The sequence below is a fragment of the Amycolatopsis rhizosphaerae genome (assembly GCF_007713715.1).
Classification (GTDB): Bacteria; Actinomycetota; Actinomycetes; order Mycobacteriales; family Pseudonocardiaceae; genus Amycolatopsis_E; species Amycolatopsis_E rhizosphaerae.
In genome coordinates, this window is sequence record NZ_VJWX01000066.1 from 1 (window position 1) to 21,615 (window position 21,615).

Sequence of the window (21,615 nt, forward strand, 5' to 3'; positions counted from 1 at the left end):
GCCTCAGGCACCGGTCCTGCGCTTCACCGGCCTGCGTCCGGTCGCGATGCCGTCGAGCACGATGGACAGGTACTGCCGCGCAACCTCTTCCGCGGACAGCGAGCCCTTCGGGTTGTACCAGTGCACCGCCATCCACACCGTGTCGCGGACGAAGCGGTACACCAACTCGACGTCGAGGTCGGCACGGAACACACCTTCCCGCACGCCCTCGGCGAGCAGGTCCGTCCACAGTGTCCGGAACTCGGTGTTGCGCTGCTCCAGGTAGGCGAACCGGGGCAGCCTGAGCAGCTGCTTGGTCTCGTTCTGGTAGATGGCCACTTCGGACGGATGGGACTCGATCGCCTCGAACGAGGCGATCACGATGGCTTCGAGGGTCTTGCGCGGCCCGAGTCCCGCGGCGACGATCTCCGCGTAGGTGCCGAACAGCCGGCCGAGGAAGCCGCTCAGGATCTCGTCCGCCATCGACTCCTTCGAGTCGAAGTGGTGGTACAGGCTCCCGGAGAGGATTCCCGCCGCGTCGGCGATATCGCGCACCGTCGTGGACACGTACCCGCGCTCGGCGAACAGCTTCGCCGCCATGGCCAGCAGCTCCGCCCGCCGTCCCGAGCCCTGCTGGTTAAGCATGCTGACTGCTCACGGAGACGACCTCGCCGGTGAGGTAGGAGGCGTAGTCGCTGGCGAGGAACACCATCACGTTCGCCACCTCCCAGGGCTCGGCGGCCCGGCCCGACACCTCCCGTGCGGTGAGCTCTTCGAGCAGTTCCTCGGTGGTGACCTTGGCCAGGAACGGGTGCATCGCCAGACTCGGCGCCACCGCGTTGACCCGGATGCCGTGCGGGGCCACGTCCACCGCGGCGCAGCGGGTCAGCGCCATCACCCCGGCCTTCGCCGCCGCGTAATGCGCCTGCTCGGCCTGGGCGCGCCAGCCGATCACGGAAGCGTTGTTCACGATGGCGCCGCCACCGCCCTGTGCGAGGAACGCGCGCACCGCCGCCCGAGTGGCGCGGAACGTGCCGTTGAGCGTGACGTCCAGCACCCGGGACCATTCCTCGTCGGTCATGTCCACTATGGACCTGCTGCCGCCCAGGCCGGCATTGTTGATCAGGACATCGATCCGGCCGAACCGCTGCCTGGCACCCTCGATCAGCGCACCGATCTGCTCCTCCTTGGTGACGTCGCAGGGAATCGCGTGCACCTCGCCGAGCCCGGTCAGCTCCTCGGCCTTTTCCCCGAGGCGGCGTTCGTGCCAGTCGCTGAGCACCACCCGGGCGCCCTCCTCCAGGCTGCGCCGCGCGACCGCCGAACCGATCCCCGTGCCGGCCGCGGCGGTCACCACGACCACCTTGTCCCGCAACAGGTCCGCGCCCTTGGGGTACTGGGGAATGGGAATCAAGGTCGAGCCTCCCGAGGTAGCCCGAGCACACGCTCGGCGATGATGTTGCGCTGGATCTCGTTGGAACCGCCGTAGATCGTGTCGGCCCTGCTGAACAGGTAGAGGCGCTGCCAGGCGTCGAGATCGGCGCCCGCGCCGAGCATCGAACGAGGACCCCGGACGGCCATCGCCAGCTCACCCAGCTCACGATGCCAGTTCGCCCAGACCAGTTTGGACACTTCCGCCACCCCGGGGGCCGAAGAGCCGAGCGTGCGCAGCGCGTGGGAGCGCATCACGGACAGCCCCATCCACGACCGGGCCAGCCGTTCGGCGATCACCGGCTCCTTCGCCGCCCCGTTCTCCTCGGCGAGCCGGGTCAGCTCGGTGAGCTCGCGCCGGAAACCCACCTGCTGACCCAGTGTGGCCACCCCGCGTTCGAAGGCGAGCGTGCCCATGGCGACCCGCCAACCCTCACCGGGTTCGCCCACCACCAGATCCTTCGCGGTCCGCGCGCCGTCGAAGAACACTTCGTTGAACTCGCTGGTACCGGTCAACTGCTGGATCGGACGCACCTCGACACCGGGCTGGCGCAGCGGAACCAGCAGGTACGACAGGCCATGATGCCGCCGGGAGCCCGGTTCGGTGCGGGCCAGCACGAAGCACCAGTCGGCGACGTGGGCCAGCGAGGTCCAGATCTTCTGCCCGGTGATCACCCACTCGTCGCCCTCGAGCCGGGCGCTCGTGGACACCGCCGCCAGGTCGGAACCGGCACCGGGCTCGGAATAGCCCTGGCACCACAGTTCCTCGACCGCCACGATCTTCGGCAGGAACCGGCGCTGCTGCTCCGGAGAGCCGAACGCGATCAGGGTCGGCCCGAGCAGTTCCTGCCCGAGGTGGCTGACCTTCGCCGGCGCCCCGGAACGCGCGTACTCCTCGTGGAAGACGACCTGCTCTTCCAGCGTGGCGCCGGCACCACCGTGCTCGACCGGCCAGCCCAGGCAGTTCCAGCCCGCCGCGGCCAGGTGACGTTCCCAGGCGACGCGCTCCTCGAAGGCTTCGTGCTCCCGGCCTGGCCCGCCGAGCCCGCGCAGGCCGGCGAACTCGCCACTGAGGTTCTCCTCGAGCCAGGTTCGCACGCGTTCCCGGAAATCGGACACGGCCTCTCCTCCTTCGATGGCCGCGGGTCTGTTCAAATCCGCGACACCTGCGTAGGGTACCCTACCAAGCACTTGCTAGGGAGTTCGTCATGGAAACCATCCCGGCCGCGGTAGTCCGGGCGGCGGAACGGTTCGGCGACCACGAAGCCGTCGTCGACGGTCCGGTGCGGCTGACCTATGCACAGTTGTACGAACGGATCCGCCGCTGCGCGGGCCTGTTCCTGTCCGAAGGGATCCGGCCGGGCGACCGCATCGCGATCTGCGCCCCCAACAGCCACCACTGGATCGTGGCCGCGCTCGGCGCACTGCACGCGGGGGCGACCCTGGTGCCGGTCAGCACCCGGTTCACCGGACCGGAAATGCGCGAACTCATCGAGCGCACGGACACCCGGGCACTGGTGATCGTGGAGAACTTCCTCGGCACCGACCGCCTCGCCCAGTTGAAGGAAGCCGGGACCAAACTGCCCGAGACCGTGCTGACCGTGCCCGTGGAAGGAAGCGTCGACTGGGACGGCGACACGGCCGCGGTGGACGCGCGAGCGGCCGCGGTGCGGCCGGATGACGTCAGCGACATCCTGTTCACCTCGGGCACCACGGGACGCAGCAAGGGCGCGATGAGCGCGCACCGGCAGGCCCTCGGCGTGGCCGCCTCCTGGGCGGAGTGCGGGCGTCTGGAGTCCTCCGACCGCTACCTGGTCATCAACCCGTTCTTCCACAGTTTCGGTTACAAGGCGGGAATCCTCGCCGCGCTGCTGCGCGGCGCCACGCTCGTTCCCCAGCTCACCTTCGACGTGGAGCAGACTCTGCACCTGATCGCGGAGGAACGCATCACCGTGCTGCCCGGCGCGCCGACGATCTACCAGATGCTGCTGGATTCGCCGGCGCGCCCGAATCACGACCTGTCGAGCCTGCGACTCGCGGTGACCGGGGCCGCCACCGTCCCCGTGGCACTGGTCGAACGCATGCAGTCCGAACTCAGCTTCGACACCGTGCTCACCGCCTACGGGCTTTCGGAAGCGGTGGTGGCCACGATGTGCCGCCCCGAAGACGACGACGAAACCGTCGCCCGCACGGCGGGGCGCGCCGCCGCCGGAATGGAAGTGCGCGTCGATCCGGACAACGGCGAGATCCTCCTGCGCGGACCGAACGTGATGCTCGGCTATCTCGACGACCCGGAAGCCACCGCCAAGGCGGTGGACAGCGAAGGCTGGCTGCACACCGGCGACGTGGGGCGCCTCGACGAACGCGGCTACCTCACCATCACCGACCGCATCAAGGACATGTACATCTGCGGGGGTTTCAACGTCTACCCCGCCGAGGTCGAGCAGTCACTCGCCCGGCTGCCCGGCGTGGCCGAGTCGGCCGTCGTCGGAGTGCCCGACCCCCGGCTCGGCGAGGTGGGCAAGGTCTTCGTGGTGCGACAGGCAGGATCCGCGTTGTCCACAGAGGACATCGTCGCGTACTGCAAGCGGAACCTGGCGAACTACAAGGTGCCAAGGCACGTGGAATTCCGGGAGCAACTGCCCCGCAACGCCGCCGGGAAGGTGCTCAAACGAGTGTTGAGGGAGACCTGATGAGCGAAGTCGTCCGTTACGAGCGGCGCGGTCTGGTCGCCGTGGTGACGATGAACCGGCCCGAGTACCGCAATGCGCAGAACTCGGCGATGACCTACGCCCTCGACGCCGCGTTCACCCGGGCCGTGGACGATCCCGAGGTGAAGGTGATCGTGCTGGCCGGGGAGGGCAAGCACTTTTCCGCCGGGCACGACATCGGCACGCCCGGCCGCGACGTCGACGTGTCGTTCGAGCGCAAGGCCGTCCTCTGGTGGGATCACGTCGGCAAGGAGGGTGCGGACCAGCGTTTCGCGCGTGAGTCCGAGGTCTACCTCGGCATGTGCCGCCGGTGGCGGGAGATCCCGAAACCGACCATCGCCAGTGTGCAGGGCGCCTGTATCGCGGGCGCGCTGATGCTGGCCTGGGTCTGCGATCTCATTGTCGCCTCGGACGACGCCTTCTTCGCCGATCCCGTGGTCCGCATGGGGATTCCGGGGGTGGAGTACTTCGCCCACCCGTGGGTGCTCGGACCCCGGGCCGCGAAGGAAGTGTTGTTCACCGGTCAGCGGTTCAGCGCCCAGCAGGCCAAGGAGTGGGGAATGCTCAACCGGGTGGTGCCCCGCGCCGATCTGGAAGCGGAGACCTTCGCGCTGGCCGAGAAGATCGCCGAGATGCCCGCCTTCGGCCTCGCGCTGACCAAGAAGGCGGTCAACCAGGCGGAGGATCTGATGGGACTGCGCACGGGCATGGACTCGGTGTTCGGCCTGCACCACCTCGCCCACGCCCACAACGCCGAAGTCGGGGGCGACTCGCTCGCCGGTCAGGATGCCCGGTCGATGCGCGACGCGAACAGGACGTCCTGAGATGGATCTCGATCTCGACGAGCGGACGCTGGCCTTCCGGGACGAGGCCCGCGCGTGGCTCGCCGCCAACGTCCCCAAGGAACCGCTGGCGTCCTTCGACACGGCTGAGGGCTTCGAACAGCACCGTGCCTGGGAAGCCGAACTCGCCGAGGCACAGTGGTCGGTGGTCTCGTGGCCTGCCGAGTTCGGCGGTCGGGACGCGAGCCTGCTGGAGTGGGTCGTCTTCGAAGAGGAGTACTACCGGGCCGGGGCGCCCGGCCGGGTGAGCCAGAACGGCATCTTCATGCTCGCGCCCACGCTGTTTTCCCACGGAACCGACGAGCAGCGGCACCGCGTGCTACCCAAGATGGCCCGAGGCGAGGAAATCTGGGCCCAGGCCTGGTCGGAACCGGAAGCGGGCAGCGACATCGCCGCGCTGCGGAGCATGGCTGTGCGCACCGAGGGCGGCTGGCTGCTGTCGGGGCAAAAGACCTGGAGTTCCCGCGCCGCCTTCGCCGATCGTGCGTTCGGGTTGTTCCGCAGCGATCCGGAAAGCAAGCGGCACAAGGGGCTGACCTACTTCATGGTCGACCTGCGCGCGCCGGGCGTGCAGGTGCGCCCGATCCGGCAGTTGGACGGCGAACCCGGGTTCGCCGAAATCTTCCTCGACGAGGTGTTCGTCCCCGACGCCGATGTCATCGGCGAACCCGGGGAGGGCTGGCGTGTCGCGATGACCACGGCGAACAACGAGCGTGGACTGTCCCTGCGGAGCCCTGGCCGCTTCCTTGCCGCCGCCGACCGCCTGCTGGCCCTGTGGCGCCGGCAGGGCGGCCCCGCCGCTCTGGGTGAGCGCGTGGCCGACGCCTGGATCGGCGCCCGCGCCTATCAGCTCTACACCTTCGGCACGGTCACCAGGCTCGCCGAGGGCGGCGAGCTCGGACCGGAGTCCAGTGTCAACAAGCTGTTCTGGTCGCATCTGGACGTCGCACTGCACGAGACGGCACTGGACCTGCTCGGCCCGGTGGCCGAGGTGCGCGAGGACTGGCTGGACGGGTGGCTGTTCTCGCTCGCCGGTCCCATCTACGGCGGCACGGACCAGATCCAGCGCAACACGGTCGCGGAGCGACTGCTCGGCCTGCCGAGGGGGGACCGATGAGATTCGCCCTGTCCCAGGAACAACACGACTTCGCCGCCAGCATTGACCAGCTGCTGTCCGGGGTGGACACTCCCTCGGTGATCCGCGCCTGGGCCGCCGGGGAACATGAGCCGGGGCTGAAGGTGTGGCGCGATCTGGCCGAACTCGGCGTGACCGCGCTGACCGTTCCCGAACGGTTCGACGGGCTCGGGGCGACCGCCGTCGACCTCGTGGTCGCGTTCGAGCGCCTCGGCTACCACGGCGTGCCCGGTCCGTGGGTGGACACCGCGGCGGTCCTCCCCGCCCTGCTCGACGACGAGGTACTGGCGGGAACCGCCGCGGGTGAGACGATCGCCTCGGTGGCCGCACCCCCCGAAGTGCCCTACGCCCTCGATGCCGATGTGGCGCATCTCCGCGTGTTCGTCCGGGACGACGAGGTGACCGTGTTCTCCCGCGGCCACCGCCTGCCCGGTGTGGATGTCGCACGCCGTTTGTTCGAGGTGAAGCCAGGCGACCAGATCGGGGTCGCGCACGATCCGGCCCGCGCCTTCGACCTGGGCGTGCTCGCCACCGCGGCCCAACTGCTCGGTGCCGGGCAGTGGCTGCTCGACACGAGTGTCGCCTATGCCGGACAGCGACACCAGTACGGCCGGGCGATCGGCCAGTACCAGGCGATCAAGCATCTTCTCGCGGACGTGGCGACGAAACTGGAACTGGCCCGCCCGCTGCTGTACGGCGCGGCGGTCGCCGAGCACACCGCCACCCGGGCCCGCGACGTGTCCGCCGCCAAGGTGGCGGCCGCCGACGCCGCCTACCTCGCGGCGCGCACGGGCCTGCAGGTCCACGGCGCGATCGGCTACACCTCCGAACACGCCCTCGGCCTCTGGCTGACCAAGGTGCGGGCGCTGGTGGGCGCCTGGGGCACCCAGGCCTTCCATCGGTCGCGCGTGCTGGGAGCTCTGGTATGACCTTCACCGACGAGCAACTCGCCCTCCAGGACACCGTCCGGAACGTACTGGGCCGGCACCCCGATCCCTGGCCGGTGCTCTGCGCGCAGGTGGGTGTGGCCGCGCTGGCCGTGCCGGAACGCCACGGCGGCCTGGGCGCGGGCCTGCGCGAGGTCCAGATCGTCGCCGAGGAACTGGGCCGGGTGCTGAGCCCGGCCCCGTTCCTCGGCTCCGCTGTGCTGGCCACGCACGCGATCCTCGAAACGGCGGACGAGGAGGCGGCGAAACGGCTGCTGCCCAGGCTCGCCGAAGGGACCCTCGCAGCACTGGGGTGGGCGACCGAAGACGGCAGTTGGGATCCCGACCGCACCGCCTTCTCCGCCCGAGGTTCCGTTGTGGACGGTCACGCGCATTACGTCCTCGAGGGAGACCTCGCCGAGGTGCTGCTGGTGGTCGCCGAGACCGACGGCGAACTGGGCCTGTTCGAAGTCGATCCCGCCCAGGCGCGGCGCGTCCACACGCCCACCATGGACGAGTCCCGCCACCTGGCCGAGATCGAAGTCACCGGCGCCGAGGCCACCCGGGTCGGCACCGGTGACTTCCGTCCGGCGCTGCACCGCCTCCGGGACACGGCCTGTGCCGTCCTGGCCGCCGAGCAGGTGGGGGCGGCCGCACGAGCACTGGACATCACGGTCGCCTACTCCCGGCAGCGGGAGCAGTTCGGCCGTCCCATCGGCGGTTTCCAGGCGCTCAAGCACCGGATGGCGGACCTGTACGTCCTGGTGGAGACGGCACGGTCCGCCGCCTATGCGGTGACTGAGCCGGATGCGGACGTCGCGCATCTGGCTGCGGTCGCCAAGACCTACTGCTCCGAGGTGTTCTCCCGGGTCGCCGCGGAGATGATCCAGCTCCACGGCGGGATCGCGATCACCTGGGAGCACGAGGCCCATCGATTCTTCAAACGCGCGCACGGCGCCGGCCAGCTCTTCGGGCAGCCGCATCACCACCTTCCCAGAGTCGTCCCCACTCTCGAGTAGAGACTGTTTCGAAGTGGTGCGCGTTGCGGCAGGTGCCCCGGCGCTCGGCTCGCCGGTGCACCTGCCCGCACCGTGTCACTCCTGCTCCGATTCGGGCCAGGGCCAGCAGATCGGACATCGGGCGCGGCCCGGATGCGGGGTGGCCGGCACGCAGGCCGCCCCGCATTCGGCCAGTCCGAAGAAACGGCCTCGTGCGCGCAGCCGAGACACGTTGTCCTGCCGGACCCGATGGAGCAGGTTTCCCGAGAACGCGCCGGGCCACGCGTGCTCGTCTTCAGGACGCGATGGCGGCGGATCCGACCGCATCGCAGCTCTTCAAGGGGAGGATCGGCTGTCCGCCGACGGCCCCGTTCACCGTTGGCCACCGTCCCCGGACAGCCCCGGCGAGCGCGCCGCTCGCCTGGCGGGGTGGCCTGCCCAAGGACGACCCGGACGTGGTTGTCCGCCCATTCCGCACTCCTTCCGTTCGGTATGACATCGACGGCCGTCATGGCGAGTGCGTGCCGGGTGTTGTGTCCCACCTGCCGGGAACCACGGTAATCGAACACGGGTTCACGCGACATCTGCCGAATTACGTATTTACGCTTCCGGGTCGCGGCCGTTAGCTTTTTCCACCATGACCACAGCGCAGCCGACGACGGCCGCCCGACTCGACCGGCTCCCGGTCACCCGGCTCCACCGCTACCTCATCGCCGTGGTCGGCGTGGCGACGTTCTTCGATCTCTACGACGTGTTCCTCGCCAGCTCGGTGAGCACCGTGCTGTCCAAGGAGTTCGGCGTGTCCGGCGGCGAACTCAAGTCCCTGCTCGCCTCGGCGTTCCTCGGCGCCTTCGTCGGCGCGGTGGGGCTGGGCAGACTCGCCGATCGCATCGGGCGACGGCGCGCGTTCCTGTTCACGCTGAGCCTGTACTCGGCGTTCACCCTGCTGGGCGCTTTCAGCACGAACGTCGGAATGCTGGTCGTCTGCCGGTTCATCGCGGGGATCGGGCTGGGGGCCGAGCTGCCGCTCGCCGACGCCTACCTGGCCGACCTGCTTCCCGCGCGCATCCGGGGCCGCGCGACGGCCTGGGCCTACACCCTCGGTTTCTGCGGAGTACCCGCGGCGGGGTTCCTCGCGCGCGGCCTGCTCGGCCACGCTCCGCTCGGCGTGGCGGGCTGGCGCTGGCTGTTCGTGGTGGGGGCCCTGGGCGCGGTGCTCGTGTGGCTCCTGAGGACCGGCCTCCCGGAGTCACCTCGCTGGCTGATCTCGCAGGGCAGGCACGAAGAGGCCGAGAAGGTTCTCCAGCGGCTGGAGCGCTCGGCCAAGAAGCCGCTTTCGGAAACACCCGACCCGGAGCTGCGGGACCAGCCGGAACCCGCGCCTCAGCGATTCTCGGCACTGTTCCGGCCGCCGTGGCGTCGGCGGAGCCTGATGCTGACGGTGCTGCAGATCCTGCAGGTGTTCGGCTACTACGGGTTCGGCTCGCTGGTGCCGATCATCCTGGCCACCAAGGGATTCGACCTGTCCCATTCGCTGACCTTCAGCGCGCTGACCTTCCTCGGCTACCCGATCGGTTCCGCGCTGTCCATCCCGATGATGGAACGGGTGCAGCGGAAGTGGCTGATCGTGGGAAGTGCGCTCGGTATGGCGGTCTTCGGCCTCGCGTTCGGCTACTCGACATCGGGGACGGCGATCGCGATCCTCGGCTTCTGCTACACCGCGATCAGCAACATCTTCTCGAACGCCTATCACACCTACCAGGCCGAACTGTTCCCCACCTCGCTGCGCGGCACCGCCGCGGGGTCGGCCTACTCACTGTCGCGCCTGTCGACCGCGGCGATGCCCTATCTCCTGCTGCCCGTGCTGCAGGAACTTGGTGCCGGCGCCCTGTTCTCGGTGGTCGCGGGGGCGATGGTGGTCCTCATCGTGAATGTCGCGCTGTTCGGCCCTCGCACCACGGGACGATCCGTGGAGGAGATCGCGATGCGAGATTGACCAGACCGAGCGAGCAGGATTTGCGCGACCAACGGTCGTGGCCCGATCGACGGGGATCGGGCCACGACCGGCGGGGGGGCACGCAACGGCGAGAACTCAGAGCCAGTCGTCGGGACCGGGCCAGGTGAGCAGATCGCCGAACTCGGGTCGCAAGGGTTCGGTTCCGGTGTAGTTCCCGCGGTAGAACAACAACGGCCGCCCGCCCGTCGGCTCGCCAAGCGTGGTCACCCGGCCCACCACGACATAGTGGTCACCAGCCTCGTGCACCGCGTCGAGCGTGCAGTCCATCCAGGTGAGAGCGCCCGCCAGGACGGGGGCACCCGACGGGGCCGGGGTCCACTCGACCGCGCCGAACTTGTCCGCACCACGCGAACCGAAGATCGCACTCACCTCGCGCTGCTGCTCGCCGAGCACGTTCACCACGAACCGGCCGGTGCGCTCGACCACCGGCCAGGTCCGGGAGTTCCTGCTGGGACAGAACAGGATCAGCGGGGGGTCGAGCGACAGGGCCGCGAAAGACTGGCAGGCGAAGCCGACCGGTTCCACCCCATCGTGCGCCGTCACCACGGTCACACCCGTGCAGAAATGACCCAAAACCGCACGGAACCGGGCCGGATCGATCTCGGTCACCCCGGTAGTCACCGTGCGCCCACAGTGAAGTCGTGGCCCCAGAGGCTGACCGCCGTGCTCTCGCGCGCGATCCAGACCTCGTCGTCGACCTGACGTCCCTCACAGCCGAATTCGACATCGAACCCGCCGGGAGTCTTCATGTAGAACGACAACATCAGATCGTTGACGTGCCGGCCCAGCGTGGCCGACATCGGCACGTTCCGGCGCTTCGCCCGGTCCAGGCACAGCCCCACGTCGTCGGTGTTCTCCACTTCGACCATCAGGTGGACGATCCCGCTCGGCGTCGGCATGGGCAGGAAGGCCAGGCTGTGGTGGCGCGGGTTGCAGCCGAAGAACCGCAGCCAGGCCGGGGCACCGTCGGCCGGCCGCCCGACCATCTGCGGGGGCAGCCGCATCGAGTCGCGAAGCCGGAAACCGAGTACGTCCCGGTAGAAGTGCAAGGCGGCTTCGTCATCATGGGTGGACAGCACCACATGGCCGAGCCCCTGCTCCCCGGTGACGAACCGGTGCCCGTAGGGGCTCACCACCCGGCGGTACTCCAGGGCTGCGCCGTGGAAGACCTCCAGGGTGTTGCCGGAGGGGTCTTCGAAGGTGATCAGCTCGCAGACCCGCCGGTCCGCGAGTTGCTCCGGCGTGCCCTCCTTGTAGGGCACCTCGTGCGCATCCAGGCTCGACCGCACCTCGGCCAGTTCGGCGGCGTTGGCGACCTCCCAGCCTGCCACCACCAGCCGGTCCGATTCGCCCGGTGAAATCACCAGCCGGGCCGGAAAGTCGTCCATGCGCAGGTAGAGCGCTTCCGGATCGGTGCCCTTGCCCTCCACCATGCCGAGGACCTTGAGGCCGTACTCGCGCCACTTCGCCATGTCCGTGGCCTCGATGCGGAGATAGGCGAGCGATCGGATTCCCATCACGAGCCTCCCAGGAAGTCCAGGGTCAACCGGTTGAACTCGTCGAACTTCTCCAGCTGCGCCCAGTGCCCGCAACCACCGAAGACGTGCAACTGGGCACGCGGGATCATCTTCAACGCCAGCAGCGCGCCGTCAAGCGGGTTCACCCGGTCCTCACGGCCCCAGATGAGCAGCACCCGCTGCCGCAGACGATGCGCATCGCGCCACAGCATGCCCTGCTCGTAGCTGTCGGGTCGCATGAAGGACGCGCCCATCGCCCGCATCGCCGCCAGCGACTCGGGGGTGCTCGCCGCCTCGAACCGTTCCGCCACCAGTTCCTCGGTGATCAGGGACTGGTCGTGCACCATCACCCGCAGGAAGGCTTCGAGCTTTTCCTTGCTGGGACCTGGCGGGGCGGCGAAGCGGCCGAGGTTCTTCACTCCCTCGGTGGGGTCGGGCGCGAACACGTTGACACTCAAGCCTCCCGGTCCCATCAGGACCAGGCGGCCGGCCCGTCGCGGGTGGTCGAGCGCGAGGCGGACCGCGGTCCCGCCGCCGAGCGAGTTGCCCACCAGGTGGGCCTTCTCGATGCCGAGCTCGTCCATCAGCCCGATCACGGCCTGCGAGCTGTGGGTGAAGTATTGCGGGTGCTCGGTCGGCTTGTCGGAACGGCCGAAGCCCGGCTGGTCGACCGCGATCACGCGGTAGGACTTGGCGAACACCGGGATGTTGCGGGCGAAGTTGCTCCAGGCGGAGGCGCCCGGCCCGCCGCCGTGCAGCAGGATCAGCGTTTCCTCGTGCTCGGAACCGGCCTCGTGGTAGTGCAGCCGCAGTCCCTCGCGTACCTCGACGTACTTGCCTTCGGTCATCTCACACCATCGCGTTTTCCACCGGCAAACCGAATTCGCCGGTACCGAACATCGTGTAAGCACGCTCGGGGTCGTTCGCCGCGTGCACCCGGCCCGCGTGGGCGTCCCGCCAGAACCGCTGGATCGGAGTGCCCATCTTCAGCGCGCGACCGCCGGAGTTTTCGAAGAGCCGGTCGATCGCCGCGATCGCCCGCTCGGTGCCGCGCACCTGGTCCCGCCGCACCCGAAGCCGGGTCGAAAACGGCAACTTCTCACCGCGGCAGGCCAACTGGTAGAGCTCGTCGATGTTGCGTGTGAGCTGCAGCCATGCGGCGTCGATCTCACTCGCCGCCTCGGCGACGCGGACCTTGGCGAACGGGTCCTCCTTGGCCTGCTCCCCCGCGTAGGCGGCACGCACCCGCGTACGCTGATGCTCGATATGGGCGTCGTAAGCACCCTGTGCCATCCCGATGATGGGCGCGGTGATGGTGGAGGGATGCACGGACCCATAGGGAAGCTTGTACAGCGGCCCCGGGTTGACCTCCTGGCCCGGCGTCTTGCACTTGGAGGTGAGCATGAAGCTCAGCGCCCGGTGCCGGGGCACGAACACGTCCTCGACCACGATGTCGTTGCTGCCGGTCCCGCGCAAGCCCACGGTGTCCCAGACGTCGACGATCGTGTAGTCCGCCAAGGGCAGCAGGTAGGTGCAGAAGTCCACCGGCTTGCCGTCGGCGAAGGCGGGAGCGCCCAGCATCGCCCAGGTGGCGTGGTCGCATCCGGAGGAGAAGCTCCACCGGCCGGAGAGCCGGTACCCGCCGTCGACCACGGTCGCCTTGCCCATCGGGGCATAGGAGGACGAGATGCGGGTGTCCACGTTCTCACCCCACACGTCTTCCTGCGCCTGGGCCTCGAACAGCCCGAGATGCCAGGGGTGGACCCCCAGGATCGAGGCGACCCATCCGGTGGATCCGCACGCACCGGCGATCATCTTGACCGCGGTATAGAAGGTGACGGGATCGGCCTCGTAGCCGCCGTAGATCTTCGGCTGCAGCAGCTTGAAGAAGCCCGTCTCCTGCAAAGACTTGATCGACTCGTCCGGAATCCGCCGGGCGTCTTCCGTTTCCTGCGCCCGTTCCCGGAGGACGGGCAACAGCTCGGAGACTCCGGCGATCACCCCGCGCGCGTCCTGGTCACTCATCGGCGATGCCCCGTCCTACTCAGACCTGCACTCTCTGCACCAAGATTAGAACACGTTCTCGTTTTTGTCATCACCACGTGTGCGCTTCACCACCCAACCAACGGCGCCGGAACGGAGAGCACGCCCACGACCGGCGACGAAATGCCAGACCAGGGCGTAGAACAGATTCCCTGCCGCGGGGACCGCAGACGACCACAGCCGAGGTCCGATCCGCTTGACCAACCCTAGAACTGGAACATGTTCTCGTCTATGGTTACCACCGAGGCTACGAGTAGAAGCCGAGCTTTCTGTAACACGTTTCACCCGGAGGTGGCATGAGTGCAGGACCGGTAGGCGAGTACGACGTCATCGTGGCGGGCAGTGGTGCCGCCGGAATGACGGCCGCACTCCACGCCGCCCACCAGGGTCTGACCGTCCTCGTCCTGGAGAAGGCCGGGAAGTTCGGCGGCTCCACCGCGCGTTCCGGGGGCGGCGTCTGGATCCCCGGCAACGAGGCACTGAAGGCCGCGGGCATCGTCGACCCGCCGGAAGAGGCGCGCCGCTATCTGGAGGCGATCGTCGGCGACGTCGTCCCCGCCGAGCTCCGCAACACCTTCCTCGACCGCGGCCCGGAGGTGGTCTCCTTCGTCCACCGGCACACGCCGCTGCGGTTCAAGTGGGTGCGCGACTACTCCGACTACCACCCGGAGGCGCCCGGCGGCCGCGCCGGCGGGCGCTCGGTCGAACCGAAGGCCTTCAACGCCGGCCTGCTGGGCGAAGAACTCGCCAACCTGGAGCCGCCCTACAGCGCTCCCCCGCTCGGGGTGCCGCTCACGCAGGCCGACTACCGCTGGCTGAGCCTCATCGCCCGACACCCGAAGGGCACGCTCACCCTGCTCAGCCTCGGCGCCCGCTGGCTGGCGGGCCGGCTGCGAGGCCGCCACCTGCTGTCCATGGGCCAGGCGCTGGTAGCCGGGCTCCGCGTCGGCCTGGCCGACGCCGGCGTCGGAGTCTGGCTGAACACCCCCGTGCTCGACCTGGTGACCGAACACGACCGGGTGATCGGCGTCGTCATCGAGCGCGACGGCGAAACCACGCAACTGCGGGCCCGGCGCGGGGTGATCCTCGCGTCCGGCGGCTTCGAGCAGAACGAGGAGATGCGGGCGAAGTACCAGCGCCAGCCGATCGGCACCGAATGGACCGTGGGTGCGAAGGCCAACACCGGCGACGGGATCAACGCCGGACTGAAGCTCGGCGCGGCGGTGGCACTCATGGACGACGCCTGGTGGGGCCCCTCGCTCCCGCTCCCCGGCGGCCCCTGGTTCGCCCTCGCCGAGCGGTCGCGTCCCGGCAGCCTGATGGTCGACATGCGCGGCAAGCGGTTCGTCAACGAATCCGCGCCGTACGTGGAGGCGGTGCACGCGATGTACGGACCGGGCGAGGGTCCGGGCAGGCACATCCCGACCTGGCTGGTGTTCGACCAGCGCTACCGCAACCGCTACATGTTCACCGGAATCGGGCCGCGCCAGAAGATGCCGGGCCGCTGGTTCAAGGCGGGCATCGCGGTCAAATCGGGCACAGTGGCCGGTCTCGCCGAACGGATGGGCGTCCCCGCGGACGCGCTCACCGAGACGGTGGAGCGGTTCAACGGCTTTGCCCGCGCCGGTGCCGACGAGGACTTCGGGCGCGGAAAGAGCGCCTACGACCACTACTACGGCGACCCGCGCAACAAGCCCAATCCGAGCCTGGGCGCGCTCGGGACCGCGCCGTACTACGCGATCAAGATCGTGCCGGGCGACCTGGGCACGAAGGGCGGGCTGCGCACCGACGTCCACGCCCGGGTGCTGCGGGAGGACGGCTCGGTGATCGAGGGGCTGTACGCGGCCGGGAACACCAGCGCCGCCGTGATGGGCCACACCTACGCCGGTCCCGGCGCGACGATCGGCCCCGCCATGGTCTTCGGCTACCTCGCCGCCGAGCACCTGGCCGCCGGTAAGGACAATGACGGGGATCCCCAGGGAGGTCAACGATGACAGAGGTTCGCACCATCGACGCGGGCGCTCCGCCGCAGCGGTTCGCCCGCGGCTGGCACTGCCTCGGCCTGGCCGACTCGTTCAAGGACGGCAAGCCGCACGCCATCAACGCCTTCGGCACGAAGCTCGTGGTGTTCCAGAGCCAGGACGGCAGGCTCAACGTGCTCGACGCCTACTGCAGGCACATGGGCGGCGATCTCAGCCAGGGCACCGTCAAGGGCAACGAGGTGGCCTGCCCGTTCCACGACTGGCGCTGGAGCGGCAGCGGCAAGTGCGTCTCGATTCCCTACGCCAAGCGCGTCCCGCTGCGGGCCCGCACCCGCTCGTGGCTCACGCTGGAGGAGAACAAGCAGCTGTTCGTCTGGCACGACCCGGAGGGCAACCCGCCGCCGCCGGAGGTGGCGATTCCCCGCATCGAGGGCGTGATGAGCGGCGAGTGGAGCAACTGGACCTGGGACTCGATCCTCATCGAGGGCGCCAACTGCCGGGAGATCGTGGACAACGTCGTCGACATGGCGCACTTCTTCTACATCCACTACGCCTACCCGACGTACTTCAAGAACGTCTTCGAGGGCCATGTGGCGACGCAGTACCTCAACACCAAGGGCCGCCCGGATGCCGGTGCGGCGGGCAACTACGCGGGCGAGGACAACCTGCTGCGCTCGGAGGCCTCGTACTACGGCCCCTCCTACATGATCAACTACCTGCACAACAACTACAAGGGCTTCGAGTTCGACAACGTGCTCATCAACTGCCACTACCCGGTCACCCCGACCTCGTTCGTGCTGCAGTGGGGAGTCAGCGTGTCGAAGCTACCCGGCGTCTCCGACGAGCAGGCCGACAAGATCGCCGGGAAGATCGCCAAGAGCTTCGGCGTCGGCTTCCTGCAGGACGTCGAGATCTGGAAGAACAAGACCCGGATCGACAACCCGCTGCTGTGCGAGGAGGACGGGCCGGTCTACCAGCTCCGCCGGTGGTACGAACAGTTCTATGTGGACGCCGCGGACGTCACCGAGGACATGACGCGCCGCTTCGAGTTCGAAGTGGACACCACGAAGGCCAACGAAGCCTGGGCCAAGGAGGTCGCGGAGAACCTCGCGCGGCAGCAGGCGGGGGTATGACCGTGGGGGCGCCGACCGGCGAGCGTGCCGAGTTCCTCTCCGGGGGGATGCGGCCGCACACCTGCGCGACCTGTGGCACCCGGGTGCTGGTGAAGAAGAACAGCTGGAAGCACACCAGCATCCAGTGGACGACGGACGCGGCGAGCAGTTGCCCGGTGTTCGCCGAGCGGGTCGCCGCCGGCGGGAACACCGCGCTGCTGGACACTTGTGAACGGTTGAAGGAAAGCATCGCGGAGTCGGTGCGAGGAGGGGCGTTCGGAGTGCTGGATGGCTGAGGCGCACACCCTGACCGTGGCCGAGGTGATCGCGGAGACCGCGGACGCGCGCTCCGTGGTGTTCGAACTCGGCCCGGAGCAGGCCGAGGCGTTCCGGTACCGGCCGGGGCAGTTCCTCACCCTCCGGGTCGGGTCCGCCGCGCGGTGCTATTCGCTGTCGAGTGCACCGCACGAGGGTTCCCGGCTGAAGGTCACCGTCAAGCGGACCGAAGGCGGCTACGGGTCGAACTGGGTCTGCGACAATGTCGTGGCCGGTTCGACCCTCGAAGTCCTGCCCCCGGCGGGGGTGTTCACCCCCGCCTCCTTCGACGAAGATCTGCTTCTGTTCGCCGCGGGCAGCGGGATCACGCCGGTCATGTCGATCCTCAAGACGGCTCTGCACCGGGGCACGGGCCAGGTCGTGCTGATCTACGCGAACCGCGACGAGCGCTCGGTGATCTTCGCCAGGGAGCTGGCCGGACTGGCCGTCGAATTCCCGGAACGGCTGGTGCTGATCCACTGGCTGGAGAGCGTGCAGGGGCTTCCGGACGCCGCGCGGCTCAAGGCGCTGGCGAAACCCTTCGCCGCCTTCGAAGCCTTCCTGTGCGGGCCCGCGCCGTTCATGGACGCCGCCCGGCAGGCGCTGAAGGAACTCGACGTGCCGCGGAGCAGGGTCCATCGGGAGAAGTTCGTTTCCCTCGGCGGGAACCCGTTCGACACCGGCCCGGCACCGGAGACCGGCACGGACGAGACGAGCGAGCTGCATGTCGAACTGGACGGTGAACGGCACTCCTTCACCTGGCCGCGACAGCAGAAGCTGCTCGATTTCCTGCTGGACAAGGGTTTGGACGCGCCGTACTCGTGCCGGGAGGGGCAGTGCAGCGCCTGTGCCTGCCGCATCGTCTCGGGTGAGGTCAAGATGCTGAACAACGAGATCCTGGATTCCGAGGACATCGCCGAGGGCATCGTGCTGGCCTGCCAGTCGCTGCCGCTGACCGACGAAGTCTCCGTGACCTACGAGTAGGAGTCGACCCCGTGCCCATCGATCCCGAGCGTGCCCTCGGCGCCGAACTCGACGAGGTGACCTTCGGCTGGACGTCCTCCGACGTCCTGCTGTACCACCTCGCGCTCGGCGCGGGCGCGAAGCCCACGGACGAGAAGGAACTGCGCTACGCCTACGAGCGCGACCTCCAGGTTCTGCCGACGTTCGCGACTGTGGCGGCCGATCTGCGCACCTTCGAACCCCCCGCGGTCTCCTTCCCGGGCGTGGAGATCGACCTCGCCAAGGTGGTACACGGCACCCAGTCCGTCACGGTGCACCGGCCGATCCCGGTGGAGGGCAAGGCGGTCGCGCGCACGCGCATCGTCGATCTGCAGGACAAGGGCAAGGCCGCGGTCATCGTCAACGAGACCACCGTGACCGAGCCGGACGGCGGTCCTCTGTGGACAGCGAGGTCGAGCATCTTCGCCCGGGGCGAAGGCGGATTCGGCGGGCACCGCGGGGAATCGGAGAAGGTCGTCCTGCCCGGCCGTGAGCCGGACGCGGTGCTCGACACGCCGACACTGCCGCAGCAGGCCCTGCTGTACCGGCTGTGCGGCGACCGCAATCCGCTGCACGCCGACCCCGGGTTCGCCAGGAGCGCCGGGTATAACGTGCCCATCCTGCACGGGTTGTGCACCTACGGTGTGGTGGCGAAGGCGGTGACGGACGCCTTCCTGGACGCCGACGCCGGGCGAGTGAAGGGGTTCTCGGCCCGGTTCGCCGGGATCGTGCTGCCCGGGGAGACGCTGCGCACCCGGGTCTGGCGTGACGGCGACCGGCTGCTCATCACCACGACCGCCCTCGACCGCGACGAGGCCCCGGTGCTTTCGGACACCGTGCTCACCATCGCAGGCTGAGCGGCTGGGGACGGCGTGCCGTGAGGGGGCCCCTGAAAGGCGCCTCGCACGGGCCGAGCGTGGGACACAAGCGCACGAGCGTGGGACACAAGCGCACGAGCGTGGAACACAAGCGCACGAGCGTGGAACTCACGCTCCCGAGCCTGGGTCGGCTTTGCCGGGACCCCTCACAGCCGTCCTCGGGTCAGACCGCGGCGACCAGCATGTAGGCCATGCCCGCACCCATCGCGGCGCGGTAGACCGGCCGCGCGGTCAGGGCCTCGCGGACGGGCGCTCGCCGCACAATCCGCAGGGCGGTGACCCCGGAGCGCCCGGCGTCGAAGGCGAAGTAGGCGACCGCCAGCACGGCGAGCACCGGCCAGGAAAGCCGCCCCGGCATCTCCGACATCACCAGCCACGGCCCGTGCGCGGCCTCGTGCCCGGGCATGGCGGTGATCATGTAGAGCATCGCCGCGGCCGACACCAGGTGGTGCACCGCGCAACAGCGGCGGCCGCGCAGCATGGCGACGAAGAACCAGCCCGCCATCAGCACGAGCACGGCCTGCCAGCCCGCCGCGGGGATCGGCCCGCCCAGCGGCGAGACCATGGCCACCATCGCCGCCACCATGAGGAGTTCGGCGAGATCCATCTGCCGGCTGTCGGGATCGGAACGGGCGGCGTCCGAGCGCACCAGGCGGTACAGGCTCGGCAGGGCGAACAGCGCGAAGAGCACGGTCAGGCTCCACGCGAGCGGGGCCGGAATCTGCATGCCTCAGGGTCACCGGCCGCCCCCGCACCGGGCTAGAGGTCAAACCGGTGATAGCCGGTGATGTCTCCGACACGAACGGTGTGCATTCCCGTGAGGGGTCCCCTCACAGCGATTAGGGCCGTGAGGGGTCCCCTCACGGCCCTACCGCCAGGAGCCTGCGGCTTGTCAGGCGCGGGTGAGGACGAGGCCGCTGGTGGGGACGCCGGTACCCGCGGTCACCAGGACGGTGCCCGCCCCGGCGACCTGGTTCACCGCGTTTCCCCGCACCTGCCGCACGGCCTCGGCGATGCCGTTCATCCCGTGCACGTACGCCTCGCCGAGCTGGCCGCCGTGCGGGTTGAGCGGCAGCTCGCCGTCGAGTTCGAGCCTGCCACCGGCGATGAAGTCCTTGGCCTCGCCGCGTCCGCAGAAGCCGAGCTCCTCGAGCTGCATCAGCACGTAGGGGGTGAAGTGGTCGTAGAGCACCGCCACGTCCACGTCGGCGGGCCCCAGTCCCGACTGGGACCACAGCTGCCGGCCGACGACCCCCATCTCCGGCAGCGCGGCGAGCTCGTCCCGGTAGTAGCTGGTCATGATGTACTGGTCGGGGCCGCTGCCCTGCGCCGCCGCGGTGATCAACGCGGGCGGGTGCGGCAGATCGGCCGCCCGCTCCGCGCTGGTGATCACCAGGGCCACCCCGCCGTCGGTCTCCTGGCAGCAGTCCAGCAGGTGCAGGGGTTCGGCGATCCACCGCGAGGCCTGGTGCTGCTCAAGGGTGATCGGCTTGCCGTAGAACCAGGCCTTCGGGTTGGTCGCCGCGTGCTTGCGGTCCACCACCGCGATCCGGCCGAAGTCCTCGCTGGTCGCACCGTATTCGTGCAGGTAGCGGCGTGCCACCATGGCCACCGTCGCCGCCGGGGTGCCCAGCCCCATGGGGTAGTGGAAGCTGTTGTCCACGCCCGCGGAGTTCACCTGCTGCGCCGCGGCGACCGACACCTGCCCGAACCGGTGACCGGAGCGTTCGTTGAACGCCCGGTAGGCGACCACCACGTCGGCCACCCCGGTGGCCACCGCCATCGCGGCCTGCTGCACGGTGGCCGCGGCCGCGCCGCCCCCGTAGTGGATCCGGCTGAAGAAGGTCAGTTCCTCGATGCCCAGTTCCCTGGCCACCGCGATCTCGCTGTTGCCGTCCATGGTGAACGAGACCAGACCGTCCACATCGGAGGGCGCCAGCCCGGCGTCGGCCAGCGCGTGGCGGACCGCCTCGGCGGCAAGGCGGAGTTCGCTGCGGCCGGAGTCCTTGGAGAATTCGGTGGCGCCGATGCCGACGATCGCCGCCTTCCCGGAAAGCCCGCTCATTTCTCCCCCTGCCCGAGAAGAACCGAAACGGTGCCCTTCACGTGTTCCCCGAGCGCTCCGGTGCCGGTGACGGCCACGGTGACCTCGTTCCCGTGCTGCTCGGTCACCTCACCGGTGAGTACCAGCGTGTCGTAGGCGTAGCACGGTACCCCGAGCCTGATCTTGATGGACCGCACGAGTGCCTCCGGGCCCGCCCAGTCGGTGACGAACCGCTGCACCAGGCCGGTGTCGGTAAGGATGTTGACGAAGATGTCCTTGGAACCGCGGGCGATGGCGGCGTCCCGGTCGTGGTGCACGTCCTGGAAGTCCCGGGTGGCCAGCGCGGTGCTGATCACGAAGGTCGGGGTGACCTCGACGGTCAGCGGCGGAAGTTGCGTCCCGATCATTCGGCCACCTTCCAGGCGGGCAGGGTCAGCTCGTCGTCCACCCGCACGAAGACGGCCTCCACCTTCTGTCCGATGTGGATGTCGGTGGTGCCGATCACCTCGCCGAGCATCCGAACCCCCTCTTCGAGTTCGACGAGGGCGATGGCGAAGGGCAGCTTCTTTCCGGGCACCTCGGGCTTGTGGTGCACCACGAAGCTGTAGACGGTGCCGCGGCCGCTCGCCACCACGTAATCGGGCTTGAGGCCGAGGTCGCCGTCGGGCGGCATGGGTCCGGGC

22 protein-coding genes are annotated in these 21,615 nt (G+C 69.1%); 11 read left to right on the top strand and 11 right to left on the bottom strand.

What is annotated here, in order from left to right; genetic code table 11:
• Positions 1–3: 3 nt before the first annotated feature.
• Genes FNH05_RS09735 through FNH05_RS09745 form a run of 3 tightly spaced genes read right to left on the bottom strand, consistent with a single transcriptional unit; the run spans position 4 to position 2,529 of the window.
• Positions 4–624: a TetR/AcrR family transcriptional regulator gene (locus tag FNH05_RS09735; protein WP_144587011.1), complete on the bottom strand. Its 621-nt coding sequence runs from the start codon at positions 622–624 to the stop codon at positions 4–6.
• Positions 617–1,393 (bottom strand): SDR family oxidoreductase, encoded by a 777-nt coding sequence (locus tag FNH05_RS09740; protein WP_144587012.1) that lies wholly within the window; start codon positions 1,391–1,393, stop codon positions 617–619. The genes FNH05_RS09735 and FNH05_RS09740 overlap by 8 nt, the downstream gene beginning before the upstream one ends.
• Entirely contained in the window at positions 1,390–2,529 is a 1,140-nt protein-coding gene (locus FNH05_RS09745; RefSeq protein WP_144587013.1) for an acyl-CoA dehydrogenase family protein, read from the bottom strand. The genes FNH05_RS09740 and FNH05_RS09745 overlap by 4 nt, the downstream gene beginning before the upstream one ends.
• A gap of 89 nt (positions 2,530–2,618) precedes the next feature.
• Here FNH05_RS09745 and FNH05_RS09750 point away from each other — a divergent pair, with 89 nt between their 5' ends.
• The 6 genes from FNH05_RS09750 (at position 2,619) to FNH05_RS09775 (ending at position 10,018) form a co-directional block, all read left to right on the top strand.
• Positions 2,619–4,103: a FadD3 family acyl-CoA ligase gene (locus tag FNH05_RS09750; RefSeq protein ID WP_144587014.1), complete on the top strand. Its 1,485-nt coding sequence runs from the start codon at positions 2,619–2,621 to the stop codon at positions 4,101–4,103.
• A complete protein-coding gene (locus FNH05_RS09755; RefSeq protein WP_144587015.1) occupies positions 4,103–4,945 on the top strand; it encodes an enoyl-CoA hydratase in 843 nt (280 codons plus the stop codon). The genes FNH05_RS09750 and FNH05_RS09755 overlap by 1 nt, the downstream gene beginning before the upstream one ends.
• 1 nt (position 4,946) lies before the next feature.
• Entirely contained in the window at positions 4,947–6,080 is a 1,134-nt protein-coding gene (locus tag FNH05_RS09760) for an acyl-CoA dehydrogenase family protein (protein WP_144587016.1), read from the top strand.
• On the top strand, positions 6,077–7,027 hold the full coding sequence (locus FNH05_RS09765) for an acyl-CoA dehydrogenase family protein (RefSeq protein ID WP_144587017.1): 951 nt from the start codon (positions 6,077–6,079) through the stop codon (positions 7,025–7,027). Before FNH05_RS09760 ends, FNH05_RS09765 begins: the two co-directional genes overlap by 4 nt.
• On the top strand, positions 7,024–8,043 hold the full coding sequence (locus FNH05_RS09770) for an acyl-CoA dehydrogenase family protein (RefSeq protein ID WP_144587018.1): 1,020 nt from the start codon (positions 7,024–7,026) through the stop codon (positions 8,041–8,043). Before FNH05_RS09765 ends, FNH05_RS09770 begins: the two co-directional genes overlap by 4 nt.
• Positions 8,044–8,659: 616 nt before the next feature.
• Positions 8,660–10,018, top strand: a complete 1,359-nt coding sequence (locus FNH05_RS09775; protein ID WP_144587019.1) for an MFS transporter — start codon at positions 8,660–8,662, stop codon at positions 10,016–10,018.
• A gap of 96 nt (positions 10,019–10,114) precedes the next feature.
• Here the strand turns inward: FNH05_RS09775 and hsaB are convergent, their stop codons facing one another.
• The 4 genes from hsaB to hsaA are packed head-to-tail and all read right to left on the bottom strand — an operon-like array spanning position 10,115 to position 13,581.
• Positions 10,115–10,660, bottom strand: a complete 546-nt coding sequence (hsaB, locus tag FNH05_RS09780; protein WP_425458430.1) for a 3-hydroxy-9,10-secoandrosta-1,3,5(10)-triene-9,17-dione monooxygenase reductase subunit — start codon at positions 10,658–10,660, stop codon at positions 10,115–10,117.
• The gene (gene hsaC, locus FNH05_RS09785) at positions 10,657–11,556 is read right to left on the bottom strand and encodes an iron-dependent extradiol dioxygenase HsaC (RefSeq protein ID WP_144587021.1); all 900 of its coding nucleotides are present in this window, start codon (positions 11,554–11,556) and stop codon (positions 10,657–10,659) included. Before hsaC ends, hsaB begins: the two co-directional genes overlap by 4 nt.
• Positions 11,556–12,404: a 4,5:9,10-diseco-3-hydroxy-5,9,17-trioxoandrosta-1(10),2-diene-4-oate hydrolase gene (hsaD, locus tag FNH05_RS09790; protein WP_144587022.1), complete on the bottom strand. Its 849-nt coding sequence runs from the start codon at positions 12,402–12,404 to the stop codon at positions 11,556–11,558. The genes hsaC and hsaD overlap by 1 nt, the downstream gene beginning before the upstream one ends.
• Before the next feature lies 1 nt (position 12,405).
• Positions 12,406–13,581, bottom strand: coding sequence for a 3-hydroxy-9,10-secoandrosta-1,3,5(10)-triene-9,17-dione monooxygenase oxygenase subunit (gene hsaA, locus FNH05_RS09795; RefSeq protein ID WP_144587023.1), 1,176 nt, complete (start codon positions 13,579–13,581; stop codon positions 12,406–12,408).
• Positions 13,582–13,895: 314 nt separating this feature from the next.
• Between hsaA and kstD the strand changes: the two genes are divergently transcribed.
• The 5 genes from kstD to FNH05_RS09820 are packed head-to-tail and all read left to right on the top strand — an operon-like array spanning position 13,896 to position 18,867.
• Positions 13,896–15,593, top strand: coding sequence for a 3-oxosteroid 1-dehydrogenase (gene kstD / locus FNH05_RS09800; RefSeq protein ID WP_144587024.1), 1,698 nt, complete (start codon positions 13,896–13,898; stop codon positions 15,591–15,593).
• Positions 15,590–16,714, top strand: a complete 1,125-nt coding sequence (locus tag FNH05_RS09805) for a 3-ketosteroid-9-alpha-monooxygenase, oxygenase component (protein WP_144587025.1) — start codon at positions 15,590–15,592, stop codon at positions 16,712–16,714. The genes kstD and FNH05_RS09805 overlap by 4 nt, the downstream gene beginning before the upstream one ends.
• On the top strand, positions 16,711–16,989 hold the full coding sequence (locus tag FNH05_RS09810) for a hypothetical protein (RefSeq protein WP_144587026.1): 279 nt from the start codon (positions 16,711–16,713) through the stop codon (positions 16,987–16,989). The genes FNH05_RS09805 and FNH05_RS09810 overlap by 4 nt, the downstream gene beginning before the upstream one ends.
• Positions 16,982–17,992 (top strand): ferredoxin--NADP reductase, encoded by a 1,011-nt coding sequence (locus tag FNH05_RS09815; RefSeq protein WP_144587027.1) that lies wholly within the window; start codon positions 16,982–16,984, stop codon positions 17,990–17,992. The genes FNH05_RS09810 and FNH05_RS09815 overlap by 8 nt, the downstream gene beginning before the upstream one ends.
• Positions 17,993–18,003: 11 nt before the next feature.
• Entirely contained in the window at positions 18,004–18,867 is an 864-nt protein-coding gene (locus FNH05_RS09820; RefSeq protein ID WP_144587028.1) for a MaoC/PaaZ C-terminal domain-containing protein, read from the top strand.
• Positions 18,868–19,051: 184 nt separating this feature from the next.
• Here the strand turns inward: FNH05_RS09820 and FNH05_RS09825 are convergent, their stop codons facing one another.
• The 4 genes from FNH05_RS09825 to FNH05_RS09840 form a co-directional block, all read right to left on the bottom strand.
• Positions 19,052–19,615 carry a DUF5134 domain-containing protein gene (locus FNH05_RS09825; RefSeq protein ID WP_144587029.1) on the bottom strand — a complete coding sequence of 188 codons (564 nt, stop codon included), beginning with the start codon at positions 19,613–19,615 and terminating at the stop codon, positions 19,052–19,054.
• Between the two features lie 165 nt (positions 19,616–19,780).
• Positions 19,781–20,953, bottom strand: a complete 1,173-nt coding sequence (locus FNH05_RS09830) for a lipid-transfer protein (RefSeq protein ID WP_144587030.1) — start codon at positions 20,951–20,953, stop codon at positions 19,781–19,783.
• A complete protein-coding gene (locus tag FNH05_RS09835; RefSeq protein WP_144587031.1) occupies positions 20,950–21,339 on the bottom strand; it encodes a MaoC family dehydratase in 390 nt (129 codons plus the stop codon). Before FNH05_RS09835 ends, FNH05_RS09830 begins: the two co-directional genes overlap by 4 nt.
• A partial coding sequence (locus FNH05_RS09840) for a Zn-ribbon domain-containing OB-fold protein (protein ID WP_144587032.1) occupies positions 21,336–21,615 on the bottom strand: 280 nt, incomplete at its 5' end. The genes FNH05_RS09835 and FNH05_RS09840, both read right to left, overlap by 4 nt.